Origin of the sequence: Roseiarcus sp. (assembly GCF_049514155.1) — a bacterium.
Taxonomy (GTDB): Bacteria; Pseudomonadota; Alphaproteobacteria; order Rhizobiales; family Beijerinckiaceae; genus Roseiarcus.
Genome location: NZ_JBEKVH010000035.1, coordinates 1 through 19,909, shown reverse-complemented (window position 1 = coordinate 19,909; position 19,909 = coordinate 1). Strand labels below are relative to the sequence as shown.

The window sequence follows — 19,909 nt, the reverse complement described above, 5'->3', positions numbered from 1 at the left end:
AACGTCGAATAACAAGCGAGTCGCGTCGATGTCTTTTGTGGATGGCTCCCGAGTTGCAAGTGCGGTTTGTTGATCTGGCGTGTTGGTCGGGTGCGGTCTTCTGTATGGTCTGCTGATGCAGTTGGTAGGCGCTGGCGGCCCTGATGGAGTCCGCGAACCAGGTCTCATTCGGCTGCTCAGGCTGTAACGCCTTTGATATGCGGCGGGTTGTCCCTGTTTCCGGCCTAACCGGTTTCGCCGTCACATCGCATTGCTTCCACAACCTCGTGAAGCTGATCTCCTGATCTCTTTGGCTAACCTTCAGTCGACGGCGCCAGCATCGGCATATGGAATGCCCAGTAGACTTCACTGCGCGTTGCCTCTTGCGCTGGCCATGTTGACCGAGTTGATTTAGAATTTCGCTCGAAACACCGGGCGGCTAGGGTTCGGCGAAGAGCGAGGTCCTGCGCGTTCGAGCGGCGCCGGAGATCGAGATGGGGAGAGGCGTCTTGCTGCGAGGGCTGAAATCGGGCGCCGTGCTGGCGCTGGCGGGCGCCGTCGCCGGCTGCTCGTCGTTCGACTTCGGCAATTGGGGCTCGTCCCCGACGCCGACGCCGGCGGCGCCGTCGGCGATGTCGTTCAAGATCGTGCCGCCCGACCCGCTGGTCGGCAAATGGGGGCTCGCCTCCTACCGCGACGAGAAGGACCGCGCTCGCACCGAGAAGATGGCGCGCGTTCAGTGCAAGAACCCCTATGTCATCGCCAAGGGCCCGACCGACGGCGTGATGATGCATGTCGCCGACGATCCGGACGAGCACGAGCTGGCGCTGAAGAAGGGCGCCGACGGCAAGACCTATCTCGGCTTCAACGCCCCGCCCGGCGATCCCGCCGATCGCGAGGTCGTCGAGCTGACGCCGAAGCTGATGGTGATGAAGTTCGTCGATCCGGACACCAACAGCCGCTATGGCACCTTCGTCTACGTGCGGTGCTGAGCCGACCAGGACAAGCGGCGTCGCCGCTGAGGGCGGCGGAAGACGGGAGCGGCTGACGATGCGACGGGACGAGGCGGCGATGGAACGTCGGAGCCGCGCGCGGCGGTTTGCGCTGCGTTGCGGGCTTGTGCTGATCATGTTCGGCGCCGCGCCGGTTCGTGGCGCCCCGCCCGACGTCATCACGATGGACGTCGGCGACGAGCCCGGCCGCGTCTCGACCGAGGAAGTGCGGATCGAGGACGGTCCGTTCGCGCGGCAACTGGTGTTCTTTCGCAGCAACGAGGCGCCGGGCACGCTCGTCATCTCGACGGCCGATCGCTTCATCTATCTGGTTCTCGGCAATAGCCGCGCGCTGCGTTACGGCATCGGCGTCGGCCGCGAGGGGTTCCAGTGGTCGGGGCTGGTGAAGGTCACGCGCAAGGCCGAGTGGCCCGACTGGACGCCGCCGCCGGAGATGATTGAGCGCCAGCCCTATCTGCCGCGCTTCATGGCCGGCGGCCCCGGCAACCCGATGGGCGCGCGGGCGATGTATCTCGGCTCGACCGTCTATCGCATTCACGGCACCAATCAGCCCGAGACGATCGGCCAGGCGGTGTCGTCGGGCTGCTTCCGGCTCGCCAACGGCGACGTCATCGATCTCTATTCGCGCGTCGACGTCGGCGCGAAGGTCATCATCCGGCAAGCGGCGCAGCTTTAGGCCCGCGCCGGCGCGCAGTTCTGGGAGGGGGCGATGGCGTCCAATTCGAAGCACGCGACCGCAGGACTGGCGGCGCTCGTGGCGGCGCTGGTCGCTTTCGCCGCGCAGGCCGGCACGCTCGAGACGGTCAAGCAGCGCGGCGCGCTGGTTTGCGGCGTCAGCGAGGGGTTGGGCGGGTTCTCCGACCGCGACGCTGCGGGCGCCTGGAGCGGTTTCGACGTCGACTTTTGCCGTTCGGTCGCCGCCGCCGTGCTCGACGATCCGCAGAAGGTTGAGTTCGTTCCGCTGTCGACGGTCGAACGCTTCGACGCCCTGCGCGCGGGCAAGATCGACGTGCTGTCGCGCAATTCGACCTGGACCTTCGAGCGCGAGGCCGGGCAGGGGATCCTGTTCGCCGGAATCGACTATCTCGACGGCCAGGCCTTCCTGGTCGTGCGCCATCCGACAATCACATCGGCGCTCGAGCTTGGCGGCGTGTCGGTGTGCGTGCAGGACGGTACGACGACGCGCGCCAATCTCGCCGACTACTTCAAGGCGAATTCGATGACCTTTACCGAGGTCATCGTTCCCGGCCCGAGCGAGGCGATCGCAAAGCTCGAGAGTGGCGGCTGCGACGCCTACACCACCGACCAGTCGGCGCTCTACATCGTCCGCCTCGGCATGAAGAAACCGTCGGAGGCGACGATCCTGCCCGACGTGATCTCGAAGGAGCCGCTCGCCCCGGCAGTGCGCGCCGACGACGTCGCCTGGTACAACGTCGTCAAATGGACGCTCTACGCGCTGATCAACGCCGAGGAGTTCGGGGTCGGCAAAGCGACGCTCGACGAGGCGCTGCAGTCGCAGAAGCCGGCGGTGCGGCGACTGCTCGGCGTCGAGGGCGATTTCGGCCAGAACCTCGGGCTGACCAACGACTGGGCGCGGCGCGCAATTCGAGCGGTCGGCAATTACGGCGACATATTTGAGGCCAATCTCGGCGCCCGCTCGCGCTACGCGATTCCGCGCGGCCTCAACCAGTTGTGGGAGGACGGCGGCATCCTCTACGCGCCGCCGCTGCAGTAGAGGGCGCCCCAGCTTCAAGGGCTCGCTTAAGGTCGACGGCTTCGCCGACGAGAAGGCGCTCGCCCGAAAGGGCGATGTCAGTCTCGCCCTCTGGAGCGTGTGCTGGTTCATCCCGATCACCCCCAGTTGGTCGGGTCGATCGGCGTTGGCTGCCACACATGGGCGAATTTTCCGAAGCCGCCCGGCCTGCAGGTTGCTCTTCACTTTGGCCCAGAAGGCATCGCTATCGGGATCGACGCCAAGTTCGTCGCGCAGCACGTCCGCCACATTCTTGCCCGCGTCCTCGCAGCGACGCTCGAAGCGCCCGCGCAACTCCTCAGCAGGCTAGTGGAGGATCGCGTTGGCGGCATAGTCGAGCATCTGGTCGACCACTTCCCGACGTATCCGCGTATCGGTTCCGCGCTTGACCTCGACCAACGTCGGAACGCCGTCCTGGTCCAGAAAGAGATGGTCGAGAGACCAACGCCCTGCCCCACCGAGTTCGCAGGCGATCGGTTGTTCGCGATCAACCAGAATGAAGCGGCGTGGGTAGGCGCTATCCATCTGGTCGCCCGCCAGAAGTGCGGGAAAGCGCGCCAAGAGTTCCTGGAAATCGTCCTCCGAGGTGAAGCTCGCCACCTGCATCGGCACAAGGGCGCGCGCTTCGGTCAGCACGAAGACTCCGGTTCCCGCATCCATATCCGTCGATCCCTATTCCGCGTTCGCCGCGCCGCTCGTCCCACGTTTCGCAACCTGCCCTAGCGGTCAAAATCAGGCGCTTGGCGCCCGCCATCAACCACCGGTTTCGCTTCGAGCCCGACCTTTCGCCAGCCACGCCCAAACGACCGGAGCTGGCCGAGAGGACTTTCCGCTTTCGGGCGTCCAGATAGAGTATCTGACCGTCATCAGCCGAAGATCGTCGCCAAGGCCGTTTAGGCCTTGACGGCCGCGGTCGGGGCGAAGACGAGCTGCATTGCGTTACCCGCTATCGCAAAACCGGATCGGCTCGCGTGGACGGTCATTAAGGACGCGAGAATCGCTTCGCCTACTTCCTCAGTGGGACGCAGCTGTCGCCGACGGCCAACGTCGGCGGAAAGACGACGTTGTGAGGCTCGGCCCTGGCGCCGCGGTTGATCCGATCCATCAGCAGGCGGATCGACTCGTTCACCATGGCGACGATCGGGTGCTCAGCCCTCGTCAGCGCCGGCTTTAGACCGCGGATTCCCGGGATGTTGTCGGTCGAAGCGACGGAGATATCCTCTGGACAACTCAACCCGACGTCGCTAAGCGCGCGCAAAGCGCCGAGCGCCATGGCGCCGCTCGCCACATACAGCGCCGTTGGCCGCTCCGGTTGCTCGAACATGCTGCGCGCGGCCGAATAGGCGACCTCTTCGCGGAACTCTCCCGTTCGCACAAAGCGAGGATCGAGCGTGAGGCCCTTGGCGCTCATTGCCGCCTGCATTCCTTCGAAGCGGGCTTTTCCGGTGCTCGAGTGCATAGACCCGGTGATGGCGCCAATTCGGGTATGGCCGAGGTCGATCAGGTAGTTGGTCACCTGATAGCTTGCTGAGAAATTATCAATCGTCACCGTATCCAACCGGTCGTCGTCGATCGTACGCCCGAACAACACGGTGGGGAGTCGCCGGCCGTCGAATTCGCGCAGGGCTTGGCTCAGTGCTCCGCTGACGGGCACGAGAATGAGGCCCTCGCAGCGCAGCGTCCGAACGCGGTAGAGAATCTGCTTTTCGGCTTCGGGATTCTCGTCGCTGTTGAACACAACCAAAGAATAGCCCCAGGCCGAGACCGCCGCCTCGGCGGCGCAGATGACGCGCGAAAAGAACATGTTCGACAAGTCGGCGACGGCGATCGCAATCAGCCCGCTGCGGCCGCGCCTCAGATTTCTCGCCAGCTGCGACGGCGCGTAACCCTGCTTGTCAATGGCTTCGAGCACCCGGGCCCTAAGGGCGGGGCTGACATAAGCGGAGCCATTGACCACCGCCGACACCGTGGCCGCCGAAACTCCCGCCGCCTTCGCGACGTCTTTGATCGTTCCCATCGATTTCCAGCAAATCGTTTCGCTATTTATCGACGATCTGCCAGCAATTGTCCAGAGGTCCGATTCCCCTCGATATCTGGCCTGTGCGACAATGCGCATTGTCTTTTTTGCTTGCCTGAACGGCGGTGTTGGATTAATTGCAGCAAATCGGTTCGTCACGTTTCGCTATGACAGAGAGCGGCGGCCCGTTGGGAGGTTTGACATGAGAAATCTCGTAGTCAGCGTCGCGGCCGCGATAGCCGCGCTTACGGTCGGCCCCGCCCTAGCGGATCCGCCCCTTGTCGGCATCGTCTCCATCGCGGCGACCGAGGCGAACAACGCCCGGTACATCTCGGGCGCCCAAGCGGCCGCCAAAGAAGCCGGCTGGACCGTGTCGGTCGTCGACGCGGCCGGCAGCGCGGATCAAGCCAACGCCTCGATCGAGAATTTCGCGCAGCGTGGCGCCGTGGCCATTGTCGACATGGTGTTTCCGTATTCCTCGATCGGAGCGGGCCTCGCCGCGGCTAAGAGCGCTAACATCCCGGTCGTGACCTGGGGCGGCGGGCTCGGAAGCACCGTCGCGGCGACCAATGGTTCGGGCGGACCGATGGTGGTCCCGGTGAACGAGCTCATGATCAAAACAATGAACGCCAAGGGATCGGTGCTTGAACTCACCTACCACACCGGCGAGGTTTGCCGGAACCGCGAGGTAGAGCTCGACAAGACGCTCAAGAACGACCCAGACATCAAGGTCACTAAGGACGAAGTGCGCATTCCCGGCTACTTCGAGGATGGCGCCCAGTACGCGAACGCGTGGCTGGCGTCGCATCCGGCTGGCAAGGAGAATCTGGCCATTTGGGGGTGCTGGGACGATCCTGCGATCGGCGCGATCGGCTCGCTGCGCGCGCAAGGCCGATCGGACGTCAAGGTCTACGGCGTCAACGGCAACGCGCAGGCGCTCGAGAACATCAAGAAGGGCTTCATGACGGCGACAGCCTGGCAGGACAGCTACACTGAGGGATACAACATGACGAAGCTGCTGCCCGAGATCATCAAGGCGGGGTCGAATTGGCAGCCGAAGGCGGTTGAGGTGCCGGCGGTTCTGGTCACCAACGATACCATCGACAAGTTCCTCGCCGCCCATCCCGACGCAGTGAAGTAGCGAACCCAACGTGCATGCGCGATGAATAACGCCGCACTCGAATTGGAGACGCCTCAGGCGCCCCCGCTCGTCGCCGCCAATGCGATCAGCAAGGCTTATGGCGGTGCGCAAGCGTTGAGAGCGGTGTCGCTGTCGATCGTTCCCGGCGAGGTCCACGGCCTCGTCGGGGCGAACGGCGCAGGCAAGTCCACGCTCATCCGGATTCTTGCCGGTCTGACCCAACCCGATAGTGGCCAGATCATAGTTGACGGTCGGCGCGTCGTCGCAAATTCCCCTCACATCGCCAGCGAACTCGGGATGAGTTTCATCCACCAGGAGTTGGCGTTCGTCCCAGGCATGACGGTGTTGGAAAACATCATGCTGGGCCTGCCCAAAAAGACCCGATTCGGCTTCGTCGATTGGCCGGCCATCGCGCGCGAGATCGCTCCGATCGCCAATCGAGTCGGCGTGCGCGCGCCGCTGACCGCCAATGTCAAAGGGCTTTCGACCGCCGAGAACTGGCTGATCAACATCACGCGGGCGCTGGTGCGCAAAGCGCGACTGATCGTCATGGACGAACCGACCGCCGCCCTATCGTCTGCTGAGAGCGAGCGCCTCTTCGGCATCATCCGCGAACTGAGCAAATCCGGCATCGCGGTGCTCTACGTTTCCCATCGCCTCGACGAGATCCTCGAGCTTTGCCAGCGCGTCACGGTTTTCCGCGACGGCCGGTTGGTCACTGAATTGACGGGCGCCGGTCTGACCCGCCAAGCGCTGGTCGAGTCGATTGTCGGCGGCGCAGTCGAGTCGTCACATAATCACGCGGGCCCCAGCGCCGTCGACGGCGTTGCGATCTCGGTGCGCCGGATTTCGCGCGCGCCAAAGGTCAAGAGCGTCAGCTTCGACCTGAAGAAAGGTGAGGTTCTCGGGCTTGGCGGCCTCGTCGGCGCCGGCCGCAGCGAATTGGCGCGCATTCTATTTGGCGCCGACCGGCCCGACTCGGGCGAGATGACGCTCGAAGGCAAACTCTTCGCGCCGAGAAGCCCTGCCCGGGCGGTAAAGGCGGGAATCGGATTCGTGCCCGAAGAACGACGGGCCGAAGGCCTAATCCTGTCAAAGAGCGTCGGCCTCAATCTCGGACTTGCGAATTTGGACTCGATTGTCGTCAGCCCGATGCTGCCGCTGATCAGCGGACGCCGGCGCAACGCGTTGGTCGAAGGCACCATCAAGGCGTTCGCGATCAGAGGCGCCAGCATCGACACGCCGGTTGGACGCCTGAGCGGCGGCAATCAACAGAAAGTTGTCATCGGACGCTGGCTGCAATTGAAGCCGAAGGTGCTCATTCTCGACGAACCGACGCGCGGCGTCGATGTCGGCGCGCGGGCCGAGATCCACAAATTCGTTCGAGGGCTGGCCCACGAGGGTGCGGCGGTTCTCGTCATATCCTCTGACCCGGAGGAGCTGCCGGATCTTTGCGACCGCGTGCTGATCATGGCGGAGGGGCGCATCGTCGGCGAACTTGCGGGCGACGCGCTGACGCGGCACGCGATCATCGCGGCGAGTTACGCCGGGGTCCAAGAGCACGGTGTAACATGAGCGAAAACTTGATTTCCACGCGCCGCCTCTCGCCCGCCGCCAAGGCGGCCCTCGGCATATTTGCGCGCTATGCGACGATCATCGGGCTGGCGGTGATGATCGTCGCTTTCTCTGTGCTGTCGCCAGAGGCATTTCCAACGTTCAACAATTTCATCAACGTCATCAATCAGGCGTCGCTGGCGATGATCATCTCTGGCGGACTGACGCTCGCGCTCGTCATCGGCGAAATGGACCTTTCGGTCGGCTATGCGGCGAGCTTGCATGGCGTCCTCGTCACTGGACTCATCGTGCACAGCAAGCTGCCAATTCCCGTCGCGCTCGCAGTCGTCGTCGTGCTGGGCGGTCTCGTCGGCGCGGCGAACGGTCTGATCGTAACCAAGCTCAGAGTGAATTCTGTCATCGCGACGCTCGGCGTCGGCACAATTCTCGTCGGCTTGGCGTTCGCGTATTCATCTGGCGTGCCGATCGTCGCCGACGTACCGGAGGCCTTCCTGCAACTGACCCTTGGTCGTTGGCTCTTCGGCATTCCTAATCCGATTGTCGTCATGGCGCTGGTTGTGCTGGTTCTGTGGGTGCTCGTCGAACGAACGGCGATTGGCCAGGAAATCCAAGCCGTCGGCGGCAATCAGGCGGCCGCGCGCCTAGCCGGCATTAGCGTCGATCGCATCAAGATCCTCGCCTTTGTGATTTCCGGCATGTGCGCGGCGCTCACCGGCGCGCTTCTCGCCTCGCGCCTCGGCAGCGGCACGACGAGCGCGGCCGACTCCTATTTGCTGACTGCTTTCGCCGCCGTCTTCCTCGGGTCCGCCACGCTGCGCGATGGCGAGTTCCACGTTCTGGGGACATTGGTCGGCACGCTGATCATCGTCTTCGGGTTCAACGGCCTCAACATATTCGGAGCGCCGACCTTCTCCCAGTATGTGTTTCAGGGGGCGACCTTGATCATCGCGGTCGGGCTCTCCAGCCTCGGCCGCATGCTGGCGGAAAGCTGAAAAGGAGATAGCGATGGCCCAGTCAGTGGTCTGGGACCTGTACGTCATGGAGTACGCACGCTCCAAGGATCAACCATGGGTCGATCTCGTCGCCGGGATGTACTCCGACGGCCTCATGGATCTGCCGTTTTCGTTCGTTTTGTTGCAGCACGACGGTCGCAACGTGCTGGTTGACACAGGATTCATGCGGGACGAGCACGGGCCCGGGTTTTCAGGCAAATTCGGAATCCCGGCCTGGATGTCGCCGCTCCGCCTGCTCGCCGAGATGAAGCTCGAACCCGACGACATCTCCGACATCTTCATCACCCACGCCCATTTCGATCACATGGGCTCGATCGCCGAGTTTCCCAAGGCGCAGATCTACATCCAGAAGAGCGAGCTGCTGTCGTGGTACGAGCTCTTCGCGCTGCCGAAGCGCTTCAGCCATCTGACCGCGATCGTCGATCCGCAGACGATGCAGACGGCGCTTGGCGCGTCGATCGAGCACCGCGTCACCTTGATCGACGGCGACAAGGACGACGTGCTGCCGGGGATTCACGTGCGGCTCGGCGGCGGGCATACGGTCGGCCACCAGATCGTGATTGTCGACACGGCGGCGGGAAGACGCGTCATCTCGGGCGACTGCATCTATTCGCGCAGCCAGATCACTGGCCGAGATGACGATGGCGTCTACATTCCGCTCAACAACGCAATTGGCAGCGCCTGGGAGCAGCTGAAGACCATCGACAAAATGAACGACGAACTCGGCGGCGACATGGCCCGCCTCGTCGTCCTGCACGATGTCGAGCGTTGGAAGGGGCTGCCGATCGTCAAAGAGCTCGAAGGGTTTCGAATCGTCAAGGTGGCGTGACGCCCCCGCTGTATTCCTGTGCCAGAGGCCGGGTCCGAAACTCCTCACCGACGCCGAAGCGCCTGGCTGGCATCGCGTCCGCTATCGAGAACCACCGCATAGTCAGAGATCGGCCGCAATGGCCGCGAAGCGGCTGACGGTGAATGGCAATTCGTAGCCGAGAGCGGACTGGCGGCTCCGGGCAATCGAAACGTTGAAGCGAACATTGGTGGTCGCCCGGCGACGTGACAACTCTCGACCGGAACCAGGCGACTTCCGGCCATGATGCAACGTCGCCACCCTCTGCCTGCTAGCCGCCGGTAACACTCATATGGCGCGCGACAGCAGGAGAGCGGGGCGTCCTGTCTGTAAATCGGCGTTGCCGCCCGACCCAGCCGCCTCTTATGTTCTCAAGCGGTTAGCGCGCCGATCGGCGCTCAGAGCCGCCGCCGATTCACACCGTGCGGGCGCGCTGGCGGGCGCGCCGACACCACACGGCCCATCCAGGATGCGGTAAGGTCGTTCGAACCCACACGGCCGAACCTGACGAGGTTGCAGACACGGCCAATTGACTGCGCCACGTGGGAGGTCTCGCGAGTGGGCGATTTGGCGCGATTGTCGGTCTGAAAAGCGCCTGCGGAGCGGCCGATTGATGACGTACGCATCTTCAGGTTTCTCTTGACCCTGGAGGGCGCTTGCCAATCGAGATCGGAAGCGGATTCCCACCACGGCTAACGTGGTAGGAGTCATCAGCCGATCGGCGGTCCAAGGGGGACTCCATCCCCTCTCAGTAAGCATAGGGTGCAATCTCGCCCGCAACCACGATCCGCCTCTCGGCAACATGGTCGTCTGGCGCGGCATGACCCGCTTGCACGACATCGCCTTCGCCATATCCATCGGATCAAGTCGACGATGTGGGTAATTGATAGCTTCACCGGAGGCTTACCAATATGGCGGCCCTGGAGCGGTTGATTGCCGACAATCGGGATGAATAGTCTGCCGAACCAGATCGCGAACGCCGGATCTCGCCGCTCGAGCGCCGAGGCGTCTGACTGGGCATTCGATTGTCCCGTTGGCGCACCGCATCGCTGCAACATGCGACGAGACTATCGCCGCGGCGCAAACAGCAACCACCGCTGAATAGCTCGGGCGATCACCGTAAGTCGGCGCTCGGCTCGGTTGTCAACAGCACCCAGTCGTTGCTCCGGTTGGCCTTACGTCCTTCCATTCGTCGAATGACGTGTTCCACTGCAACCATCAAGTTGGCAACGACCTTGTCGGCGGCGTCGCGCGCAGCCAGCGGGTCTCTCCGGCGAATGGCGTCCACCAGGAGCTGGTGCGCGGTGACTTCCAGCGAGCGCACCGCGGCGCTGCGCAGAGTATAAGAAAGCGCCACCCGGAACGGCTCGCGGATCGCCTCGCTTAGATACTGGAATAGGCGGTTGTGCGAGGCCTTCATGATGCAGGCATGAAGCTGCAGATCGAGGTCGATCAAATCCTCGATGCGCTTGCCGTCCGCCGTCACTCTGCGGTTGAGCGCCGCCTCGATTTCCGCCATGTCCTCCGCATTGGCGCGCACCGCGGCGAATCCAGCCGCCGTGGGCTCCATCGCCAGGCGGATTTCGCAGAGATCGCGCAGGAAACCCGCATCGGGGTTCTCTTCCGATTGCCAGGCCAGAATGTCGGGGTCGAGCAGATTCCAGTTAGAACGGGGCAACGAACGCATACCGCTGCGAGGGCGAACCTCGATCATGCCCTTGTCGGCGAGCACCTTCAGCGCTTCCCGCAGGATGGTGCGGCTGACGCCGAGCTGCTCGCACAAGCCGTTCTCGTTGGGAAATATGATCTGAGTCGACTCCTGGTCGGCCCGGATCACCTGGCGGCCAAGGGTCCGCGTGACGCGGACATGGAGGGATTCCGGCGCCAGGATCCGCTCGAAGCGCGTCAGCATCGAACCGCCGGATTCTGTTCCCATGCGCTTCGTTCAGCCCCTATTGCGTCGACCGGTCTCCCGCAGACGCCGAAGCCCGCGAGTCCCGTGTCATGGTGTTCCGCCATTACCATGACAGGCCTGCACCATCTGCCGTCACGAGGGCGACCAGCCAACTGGGCAGAAGACTTATGTTGGTGATATTAGATTGACAACCTTCAGCCCACTGATATTATCACATGTCCAGACGGTTAGGCAAGCCGCAGGAGGAAGTACGCATGCCGTTATCCCGGGGGCTTTACGGCATGATCCTGGCGCGAAAGTCAAAAGGCGCGGAAGCCACCGTGCGTGAGGCGCTCGACGCTCGCTTGCACCGCGCGGCGCTGATCGCTGACACCGCGATCTCCGTCATCGACGGTGGGAATGCTCTTCGGAGAAGAGAAGTGCTTCGTTCCGGAACTCCTGCTCTCAGGGCGAATGCGGGCGCGATGATCACCGTGCACGCGCTGTCTGACCGCATAAGGGGCCCTCGCCATTGTCAGCGTCAATTGGCCGGAGTTTGAAAATCCATGACAACATCGCGAGAACGCGTGCTTTGCTCCTTGAATCATCATCAGCCTGACCGCGTGCCAGTGGACCTCTCCGGTTATCGCTCATCGGGTATCGCCGCGATCGCATATCCAAAACTTCGGGCAGCGCTCGGGCTCGAACCGCGGATGGTCGACGTCTACGATCCGGTCCAGCAACTGGCGATTGTCCACGATGACGTACTCGACCGCCTGGGTGTGGACACTGTGGAGTTAGGACGGGGCTTCTGCCGCGAAGACAACTGGTGGGTTGACTGGACCCTGCCTGATGGAACGCCATGCCGGATGCCGGCGTGGGCGAAACCAGAGCGGGCCGGAACAGGGTGGGTGGTGCGAGCGCCGAGCGGGCGAGTGATGGCGCGAATGCCCGAGCAAGCGATAACCTTCGATCAGGTTTACTGGCCGTTCCTCGACGACGAGGAGGATCTGTCCCGCATCGAGGAGCTCTACCCAGAACATTTGTGGACCGGTATGGCGTCGCCGCCTGGGCCGTCGATATCCGGGCCGGCTGAACTGGCCGCCGGAGCGCACGCGCTACGCGCCAGCACGGACCGGGCGATCCTCGGATTGTTCGGGGGCAATCTGCTCGAAATGGGGCAATTCTACTACCGGATGGACAATTTCCTGATGATGCTGGGCGGCGAACCGCAGCGTGTGCATCGGTTCCTGGACGCGCTCATGGAAGTTCACCTGCGGAATCTCGAGCAGTTCCTCGGGGCAGTGGGCGACTCCATTGACGTCATTTGCTTCGGCGACGATCTCGGTACGCAGAACTCTCCGCAGATCTCTCCACGGATGTACCGCGAATTCTTCAAGCCGCGCCACGCCATCCTATGGGGGCGCGCCAAGCAACTCGCCAACGTAAAGGTCATGCTTCACTGTTGCGGGGCGGTGCGTCCTCTGCTGCGGGATCTGATCGAGGCGGGGCTGGACGCCATCAACCCGGTGCAGATTAGCTGTAGGGGCATGGAAGCCGAGGGACTGAAGCGCGATTTCGGAACTGATCTCACTTTCTGGGGTGGCGGCTGCGACACTCAGCGCGTCCTACCGAACGGCACACCCGCCGAAGTGCGCGAGCACACGCTCCATCAATGCGAGGTTCTTGCTCCCGGCGGGGGGTTCGTCTTCCAGCAGGTGCACAACATCATGGCGAACGTGCCTCCGGCAAATATCCTCGCGATGTACCACGCAGTGCAGGATTTCAACGCGCGCGTACCGGCATAACTCGCGCTGTTCATGACACGAATAGCCGCGCCCCTTCGGCTGCACCTCGAAGCGGGCTGAGCCCAAGACAGTCAGGCTTCGGCCCCGGGGGCTGTCAGATTACCTGACGGCCTAAGGTCCGCGCGACGCGGACATGGAGGGATTCCGGGGCCAGAATCCGCTCGAACCGGGTCGGTGTCATGTCACCGGGCTCCGCTCTCATGCGCTACCTCAATTTGATTGGCCTTCAACGGCCCAGAAGCCTGTGAGGCGGCGCCAATGTTGCTCATGTTAGATTGACAACTCGGGTATTCTGATATTATCAACCGTTCAGTGGGCTACGCGCTCGCCCGGCAACGGCAGGCCAATCATAGGAGGAAGTCCGGATGTTGTCCCAGGGACTCTACGATGCGATCCTAGCCGGGGACGCAAAAAATGCGGAAGCCGCCGTACACGAAGCGCTCGCCGCTGGCGTGAACCCGGCGATGTTGATCGCCGACACGATGATCCCGGCCATGGACGCGGTTGGGAAGCTATTCGAAGAAGAGGAGTACTTCGTACCTGAACTCCTGCTCGCAGGGCGGGCGATGAAGGCCGCCATGGAGCCGTTGCGGCCACTGCTTGCCGCCGCAGGGGCCAAGCCGGCCGGCGTGATCCTGGTCGGCACCGTCAAGGGTGATCTGCACGACATCGGCAAGAACCTCGTCGTATCGATGCTGGAGGGTGGCGGATTCGAGGTCCACGACCTCGGCGCGGACGTCGCGCCGGAGAAGTTCATCGCCGCCATCCGCGAGCACAAGCCGCAAATCGTCTGCCTCTCCGCGCTGCTCACCGTTACTATGCCGGCGATGAAGACGACGATCGCCGCTATCGAGCAGGCCGGGCTGCGCGGCGAGGTCAAAGTGCTCATCGGCGGCGCGCCGATAAACGAGCAATACGCACACGAGATCGGCGCCGACGGTTACGGCGCGTCGGCGAATGACGCCGTCTCTCTGGCGCGCACTTTCATCGGCAAGGCAGCGTGACATGACAGCCGCATTTGCGCCGCTCTCCTATTCGCACCTCGCCGTCAGAAGCGCCGACGAGCTAATCTTCGGCGTCGCGCCCAAGCCGGTGCGGTGCGGCCTAGGACTCGAAATCGGCGCTGGCAAGGTCTACCCCGAGGTCAACTTCACGTTGCCTACGATGGACATGACGGACGAGACTTGGCCAGACGTCTGTGCCCACTACGAGGAGATCGGCCGAAACGTTGTCGCGCGGGCCGTCCACCTGAAAGCGCCCGGGCTCGTCCTCGAGTTCGAGCTGTTGCCCCCGATGACCGAGCGGCCGGAGTGGGGCGCCGAGCTGACGGGCATTCTCAAGAAGCATATGAAGGCGGCCAACGAGAAGTGGGGGCTGCCGTGTGCGCTGCGCGTCACGCCGACGGACATCCGCGAGAAGGGCAAGCCGCCGCTGATGCGCCGTGGCGAACCCTGGGACCAGCTGCGTCGCTCCTTCGAACTGAACGCCGCTGCCGGCGCTGACATCCTCTCCATCGAATCGATCGGTGGTAAGGAAGTTCATGACAAGGCGCTGATGAATGGCGACCTTCCCGGCATCGTGCTTGGGCTCGGCGTTCTTGCCCCGCGCGACATGGCCTGGCTGTGGGCGCAAATCCGCGCGATCTGCGACGGCCACCCTGGCGTTGTCCCTGGCGGCGATTCTGCGTGCGGGTTCGCCAACACCGCGATGCAGTTGGCTGGCCAGAAAATGCTGCCCGAGGTGCTCGCCGCCGTCGTGCGGGCGATGAGCACGGTGCGCGCCCTCGTCGCGTTCGAGCAAGGCGCCATCGGCCCGTCGAAGGACTGCGCTTACGAAGGGCCGGTGATGAAGGCGATCGCGGGCGTGCCCATCGCGATGGAAGGTAAGTCGGCCGCCTGCGCCCACTTTAGCCCGATCGGCAACATCGCATCGGCCATGTGCGACTTGTGGAGCAACGAGTCCGTACAGAACGTGAGGCTGTTGTCGGGCAATGCGCCCGAGGTGTTCACCGAGTTGCTGGAATACGACTGCCGACTGATGAACGCCGCGTCCGCGACGGGTCAGGCAATGGCGTTGCGGGATTTGTTCACCCTCTCCGACGAGTGGCTGAGCCCGCAGGCGGTCGTGCTGTCGCCGGCGGCCACCTTCGAGATCGCCAGCGCCCTGGTTTCCGAGCAGGATCCCTACCTCCGGACAGTCGCCGCAGGCCAGACTGCGGTCAATCTTCTTCGGCGCGGTGTCCAGGTGGGCAAGCTGAAGCTCGGCAGAAAGGAGGAGCAGTGGCTCGGGCGCATTGAGAAGGCGCTGGAGGAGCTGCCGGGCTCGAGTGAGGAGCTGATAGACCAGCTCGAGCCGCAGTATGGCGTCTTCTACGACAAGAAGAGCTATGCACTTGCCTGCCGCGAGTGACGCACGTGACGGCGGATCGCGGTAAGGGAATGCTCGATCATGAAAGGCGCTCGGCCGATGACGGTGGAATACTTCAAACGGCTCGGCGCCGAGGGCTATAGCGTCAACGTCAGCATTGGGGGTGGCGAAGCCGATGATCGGACCGGAGGCGGCTTGAAAGGATCAATTCGGATAGTCTGATGAGCGATACCGTCAACGTCCGCCTGTTTCCCCTCGACGTAACGTTTGCGGTGGAACGCGGATCACTCCTGCGGTCTTCGCTCGCCGCCTATGGGGTGGATCTCCCTTGCGGCGGCGCCCGCGCTTGCGGAGGGTGCGGGATCAGGGTGTTGATCGGAGGCCCGGCGGTTACAAGCTGGGATCGCGACGTCTTCTCGCGCGCCGAACTCGCCGACGGATGGCGGCTCGCGTGCAGGATGCGCGCGGACACCGATATGCAGCTAGCCATCGGCGACACAGCGACGCCTATTCTCACCGATGAATCGCCGATTGCGGGAGGGAAACGTCAAGGCCTGGGAATCGCCATCGATCTCGGCAGCACGACAATCGCAGCCCAGCTGATCGATCGTGCCAGCGGAGCGATTGTCGGAGTCCGCACCGGCCTCAATCCACAGATGGCGCAGGGCGCCGACGTGATGAGCCGGGTCCGTTTCGCCCTGGGCAGCAAGGGTTTGACGGACGCCATCCGCGGCTATCTTGCCGACATGGTAGGCGACCTTGCCGCCGGTCGCGAAATAGCGGAAGTTATTCTCGTCGGCAACACAGTGATGCATCACCTGTTTGCCGGCCTGGACGTCGAGCCGTTGTCTCATGTGCCATTTGCCTCGCCAACGCTCGGCGAGCAGCGTTTTCAATCCAGAGATCTCGGGTGGCCACTATCAGACGTCACGCCGATCCGCTTCCTGCCGTGCCTGGGCGGCTTTGTCGGTTCGGATATCCTGGCGGGCATCGTGGCGGTCGATATCTGTCGCGACGGCGCTCTGCGAGCACTGGTCGATCTCGGCACGAATGGGGAGATCGCGCTAGGCAACTGCGACCGCGTGCTGGTCGCCTCCACGGCCGCGGGAACCGCTTTCGAGGCGGGCTGCATCCATAACGGTATGCGGGCGGCGAGCGGCGCCATCGCGCATGTGACGGCGGACACGGACGGTCGACTCGACTGCGAAGTGATCGGCGGCGGCTATCCGCAGGGCATTTGCGGCAGTGGTCTGGTCGACGCCGTGGCGAGCGGATTGACCCTTGGGCGCATCCGGTCTTCCGGCAAGATCGTCGACGGCTCGCGGACCTTCCCGGTAGTCGGCGAAATCGCCCTGTGGCAGGCCGACGTTCGCGAACTGCAACTCGCGAAGGGGGCCATCGCCGCCGGCTTGCGCATTCTCCTCAAGCATTGGGGAGCGAAGATGGCCGATATCCAGACACTGTATCTCTCCGGTGCTTTCGGCAGCTACCTAAGAGTCGACAGCGCCCGCCGCATCGGCCTTCTCGAGTGCCCATCCGAGGTTATCACAATTGCCGGCAATACCGCCCTGAAGGGAGCCAAGCAGATTTTGGTCGGGAAGGTTGCCCCCGTCGGAATAGACATCCACCATGTCATGCTTGCTTCCGACGCCGATTTCGAGGAACTGTTCGTCTCCTGCATGCGGTTTCCCGCCCCTGAAATGGGGGAGGCGTGTTTGCCTTCCGCTGATCAGGCGCGGGGCGCTGTTGCGACGCGGGAGTGATGCCGTGGCGCGCAGTCCGCATTTACTCTTCGATGGCGCGCTGAGACATAAAGTGCCGCCTGAGGGGCGCGATCGGCGGCCCGTCGGGACACCATCGTCGCATCGGCGCGCAAATTCACGGCCCAAGGTGCGCACCACGTTGATTCCGGAAATTCCCGACAATGGCTAGCCCTGGGCTAGTTCCGCCAAAGCGCCTGTTGGCGATTGGCTGCGAAATTCTGTACCGCGAGGCGTCAGCCGCGATTGCGCAAAGTCCGTGCGTCGTCGACATAGAATATATGGCTAAGAGCTTGCACGACATTGGCGAAGGGCCGATGTCGTCACGGTTACAGGCCAAAATCGACCTGTCGCTCGCGTCGCGGACTCCTGACGCCTGGCCTGACGCCGTCGTCTTGCTCTATGGCCTGTGCAACAACGGAATTCGCGGCTTGCGCGCGCCCGTGCCGATTGTTGTCCCCCGCGCGCACGACTGCATCACACTCTTGCTGGGTTCGCGGGCGCGCTACGACGAACACTTTCAGGCCAATCCGGGGACCTTCTATCGATCGCCCGGCTGGATCGAGCGCGACAGCGATCCCGACGCCAATCCGGCGAGCGTGACCAGTCGGCTGGGCGTGACCCGCGACTACGCCAAACTGGTGGAAAAGTACGGCGAGGATAACGCCAAATACTTGATGGAAACCATGGGCGATTGGTTCAAGCATTATCGCCGCTTGACCTTGATCAACACCGGCGTCGGCCCCTACGAAAAGTATCGTCCAATCTGCCAAGCTGAGGCCAGAGATAGAATTTGGATTTACGAAGAAGTAGCTGGCGACACCGTCCTGATTAGGAAGCTCCTGAGCGGCAATTGGGACGATCAGGATTTTCTGATCCTTCGACCCGGCCAGAAGATTGCCGCGAGCAATGATGAGACTGTTATCTGTGCGGATGGCGCTCTGGGAGTAAACATAAAAGAAGTGAGCAAACAATAACTAATACAATCGCGCGGCATCTGATCATCTAGAAGCGCCGCAAGCGATCAATCAAGGATCGTCGCCCGGCGGGATCGACGCCTCGCTACAAGTGGCTGACCTCTGTCGGGAATATTCGCCGAGCGAAGATCAGGTTAAGGCTTTCGTTCGTCCGTGATCAGCGGCGTGCGAGCCGGCCGCTCTCTCAAGGCGCAAGTTCACGGCAGTTACGGTAACCAATGCCCAAGCCAAGAGCGAAGCGTCCCGCTCGTAGGACAATCGGTTCCCACGGCGCGTCGCCTTGCGGAGCTTGGCTCACCCACGAGTTCCAGGTTTGATTCCAGGTGTCGCCGCGTCCTACCTGTCGGTTATCCTGGAGCAAACGACCTGTTGCCACTGATCGTGACTTGCGCCAAGTTCATCGGCATCTTCACGATTGATTTGGGGCGGCGTGCGAATTGGGCTGTCAATCTGTCCGATCATGGTGGGGTTAGCGTGACGCGCATCGAGAGAGTCGAACTGCGGCTGGTCGACATCCCACCGAAGGTCAGGCGTACCGACGCGATCCAGAGCTTCGTCTCGCAGGAGACACCAATCGTCGCGATCACCGATTCCGACGGCGCAGTCGGCGTTGGCTACAGCTACACTATCGGTGCCGGCGGCTCGTCGATCATGCGACTTCTCGGCGATCACCTTGCGCCACGCCTTATCGGCCGAGATCCTGAGCGCGTCGAGGCGATCTGGCGCGAGCTCGAATTCGCGATCCATGCGACGACGATCGGCGCGATTTCCGCGTTGGCGCTGGCGGCGATCGACACCGCACTGTGGGACCTGCGCTGCAAGAAGCGCGGCCTGCCGTTGTGGATCGTCGCGGGCGGCGCGGCGGACCGGCGTCCGCTCTATACGACCGAGGGCGGTTGGCTGCATATCGAGGCGAGCGCGCTCGTCGAGGACGCACTCGCCGCTCGGGAGCGGGGCTTCGCCGGCTCGAAGATCAAGATCGGCCGCCCGCACGTAGCGGAGGACCACGCCCGCCTCGCCGCGGTGCGCTCCGCGCTCGGCGACTCCTACGAGATCATGACCGACGCCAACCAGGGATTCACACTCGACGAGGCGTCTCGCCGTGCCGGCCGTTTCGCCGAGCTCGATCTCGCCTGGATCGAGGAGCCGCTGCCCGCAGACGATCTTGACGGCCACGTCCGCCTGTCGCAGTCGACCTCGACGCCGATCGCCGTCGGCGAGTCGCTGTATTCGATCCGTCACTTCCGCGAATACATGGCCAAGGGCGCCTGCAACATCGTCCAGGTCGATGTCGCGCGCATCGGCGGCATCACGCCGTGGCTGAAGGTCGCGCATGCGGCGGAGGCTTTCGACATGCCGGTCTGCCCGCATTTCCTGATGGAATTGCACGTCAGTCTGGCCTGCGCGGTTCCCAACGGCAAATATGTCGAATTCATTCCCCAACTCGACGGCCTGACAACCTCACACTTGCGCATTGAAAACGGCTGCGCCGTCGCGCCGACGACGCCGGGCATCGGCGTCGACTGGGACTTCGACGCGGTGAAGACGAAACGAATCGCCGAAGCCGACAAAATCATCGTCGAGGGAGGAATGCGATGAAGCGGATGGGCATGGTGCTCGGCCTCAAGCCAGAGCGGATCGCCGACTATAAGCGCATTCACGCCGGGGTCTGGCCGGAAATCCTGACCAAGATCACGGCTTGCAACATTAGAAATTATTCGATTTTTTTGCGCGAACCGGAGAACCTGCTGTTCGGCTACTGGGA

General features: G+C 63.1%; 18 protein-coding genes and 1 riboswitch. Of the genes, 15 read left to right on the top strand and 3 right to left on the bottom strand.

The features are described from left to right. Positions 1–473: 473 nt before the first annotated feature. From ABSF49_RS07530 to ABSF49_RS07520, 3 genes are all read left to right on the top strand, one after another. On the top strand, positions 474–971 hold the full coding sequence (locus tag ABSF49_RS07530) for a hypothetical protein (RefSeq protein ID WP_424112020.1): 498 nt from the start codon (positions 474–476) through the stop codon (positions 969–971). Positions 972–1,107: 136 nt separating this feature from the next. After that, positions 1,108–1,668, top strand: a complete 561-nt coding sequence (locus ABSF49_RS07525) for a L,D-transpeptidase (protein WP_424112031.1) — start codon at positions 1,108–1,110, stop codon at positions 1,666–1,668. Between the two features lie 33 nt (positions 1,669–1,701). After that, positions 1,702–2,727, top strand: coding sequence for an amino acid ABC transporter substrate-binding protein (locus ABSF49_RS07520; protein ID WP_424112019.1), 1,026 nt, complete (start codon positions 1,702–1,704; stop codon positions 2,725–2,727). A gap of 324 nt (positions 2,728–3,051) precedes the next feature. On the opposite strand, the gene ABSF49_RS07515 is transcribed toward ABSF49_RS07520, so the two are convergent. Next, the gene (locus ABSF49_RS07515; RefSeq protein WP_424112018.1) at positions 3,052–3,381 is read right to left on the bottom strand and encodes a hypothetical protein; all 330 of its coding nucleotides are present in this window, start codon (positions 3,379–3,381) and stop codon (positions 3,052–3,054) included. A gap of 370 nt (positions 3,382–3,751) precedes the next feature. Beyond that, positions 3,752–4,711, bottom strand: coding sequence for a LacI family DNA-binding transcriptional regulator (locus ABSF49_RS07510; protein ID WP_424112017.1), 960 nt, complete (start codon positions 4,709–4,711; stop codon positions 3,752–3,754). On the opposite strand from ABSF49_RS07510, the gene ABSF49_RS07505 reads away from it, so the two are divergent. The 4 genes from ABSF49_RS07505 to ABSF49_RS07490 are packed head-to-tail and all read left to right on the top strand — an operon-like array spanning position 4,695 to position 9,320. Further along, the gene (locus tag ABSF49_RS07505) at positions 4,695–5,903 is read left to right on the top strand and encodes a sugar ABC transporter substrate-binding protein (protein WP_424112016.1); all 1,209 of its coding nucleotides are present in this window, start codon (positions 4,695–4,697) and stop codon (positions 5,901–5,903) included. The genes ABSF49_RS07510 and ABSF49_RS07505 overlap by 17 nt on opposite strands. Positions 5,904–5,924: 21 nt before the next feature. After that, on the top strand, positions 5,925–7,478 hold the full coding sequence (locus ABSF49_RS07500; RefSeq protein ID WP_424112015.1) for a sugar ABC transporter ATP-binding protein: 1,554 nt from the start codon (positions 5,925–5,927) through the stop codon (positions 7,476–7,478). Beyond that, positions 7,475–8,470, top strand: coding sequence for an ABC transporter permease (locus ABSF49_RS07495; protein ID WP_424112014.1), 996 nt, complete (start codon positions 7,475–7,477; stop codon positions 8,468–8,470). The genes ABSF49_RS07500 and ABSF49_RS07495 overlap by 4 nt, the downstream gene beginning before the upstream one ends. A 13-nt stretch (positions 8,471–8,483) precedes the next feature. Further along, positions 8,484–9,320 (top strand): N-acyl homoserine lactonase family protein, encoded by an 837-nt coding sequence (locus ABSF49_RS07490; RefSeq protein ID WP_424112013.1) that lies wholly within the window; start codon positions 8,484–8,486, stop codon positions 9,318–9,320. Positions 9,321–10,032: 712 nt separating this feature from the next. Continuing rightward, positions 10,033–10,093, bottom strand: a riboswitch (Fluoride riboswitch). Positions 10,094–10,452: 359 nt separating this feature from the next. On the opposite strand, the gene ABSF49_RS07485 is transcribed toward ABSF49_RS07490, so the two are convergent. Beyond that, positions 10,453–11,274, bottom strand: a complete 822-nt coding sequence (locus ABSF49_RS07485) for a FadR/GntR family transcriptional regulator (protein WP_424112012.1) — start codon at positions 11,272–11,274, stop codon at positions 10,453–10,455. A gap of 194 nt (positions 11,275–11,468) precedes the next feature. On the opposite strand from ABSF49_RS07485, the gene ABSF49_RS07480 reads away from it, so the two are divergent. From ABSF49_RS07480 to ABSF49_RS07445, 8 genes are all read left to right on the top strand, one after another. Beyond that, the gene (locus ABSF49_RS07480) at positions 11,469–11,792 is read left to right on the top strand and encodes a hypothetical protein (protein WP_424112011.1); all 324 of its coding nucleotides are present in this window, start codon (positions 11,469–11,471) and stop codon (positions 11,790–11,792) included. 153 nt (positions 11,793–11,945) lie between these two features. Beyond that, complete coding sequence (locus tag ABSF49_RS07475) at positions 11,946–13,040, top strand: uroporphyrinogen decarboxylase family protein (protein ID WP_424112010.1); 1,095 nt, start codon at positions 11,946–11,948, stop codon at positions 13,038–13,040. Positions 13,041–13,405: 365 nt separating this feature from the next. Continuing rightward, positions 13,406–14,044, top strand: coding sequence for a corrinoid protein (locus ABSF49_RS07470; protein WP_424112009.1), 639 nt, complete (start codon positions 13,406–13,408; stop codon positions 14,042–14,044). A gap of 1 nt (position 14,045) precedes the next feature. After that, a complete protein-coding gene (locus ABSF49_RS07465) occupies positions 14,046–15,449 on the top strand; it encodes a methyltransferase MtaB domain-containing protein (protein WP_424112008.1) in 1,404 nt (467 codons plus the stop codon). Positions 15,450–15,628: 179 nt separating this feature from the next. Continuing rightward, positions 15,629–17,170, top strand: a complete 1,542-nt coding sequence (locus ABSF49_RS07460) for an ASKHA domain-containing protein (protein WP_424112007.1) — start codon at positions 15,629–15,631, stop codon at positions 17,168–17,170. Positions 17,171–17,448: 278 nt separating this feature from the next. Next, entirely contained in the window at positions 17,449–18,144 is a 696-nt protein-coding gene (locus tag ABSF49_RS07455; RefSeq protein ID WP_424112006.1) for a DUF1638 domain-containing protein, read from the top strand. 474 nt (positions 18,145–18,618) lie between these two features. Then, on the top strand, positions 18,619–19,743 hold the full coding sequence (locus ABSF49_RS07450) for a mandelate racemase/muconate lactonizing enzyme family protein (RefSeq protein ID WP_424112005.1): 1,125 nt from the start codon (positions 18,619–18,621) through the stop codon (positions 19,741–19,743). Next, the coding region (locus ABSF49_RS07445; RefSeq protein WP_424112030.1) for an L-rhamnose mutarotase at positions 19,740–19,909 on the top strand (170 nt) is incomplete at its 3' end. The genes ABSF49_RS07450 and ABSF49_RS07445, both read left to right, overlap by 4 nt.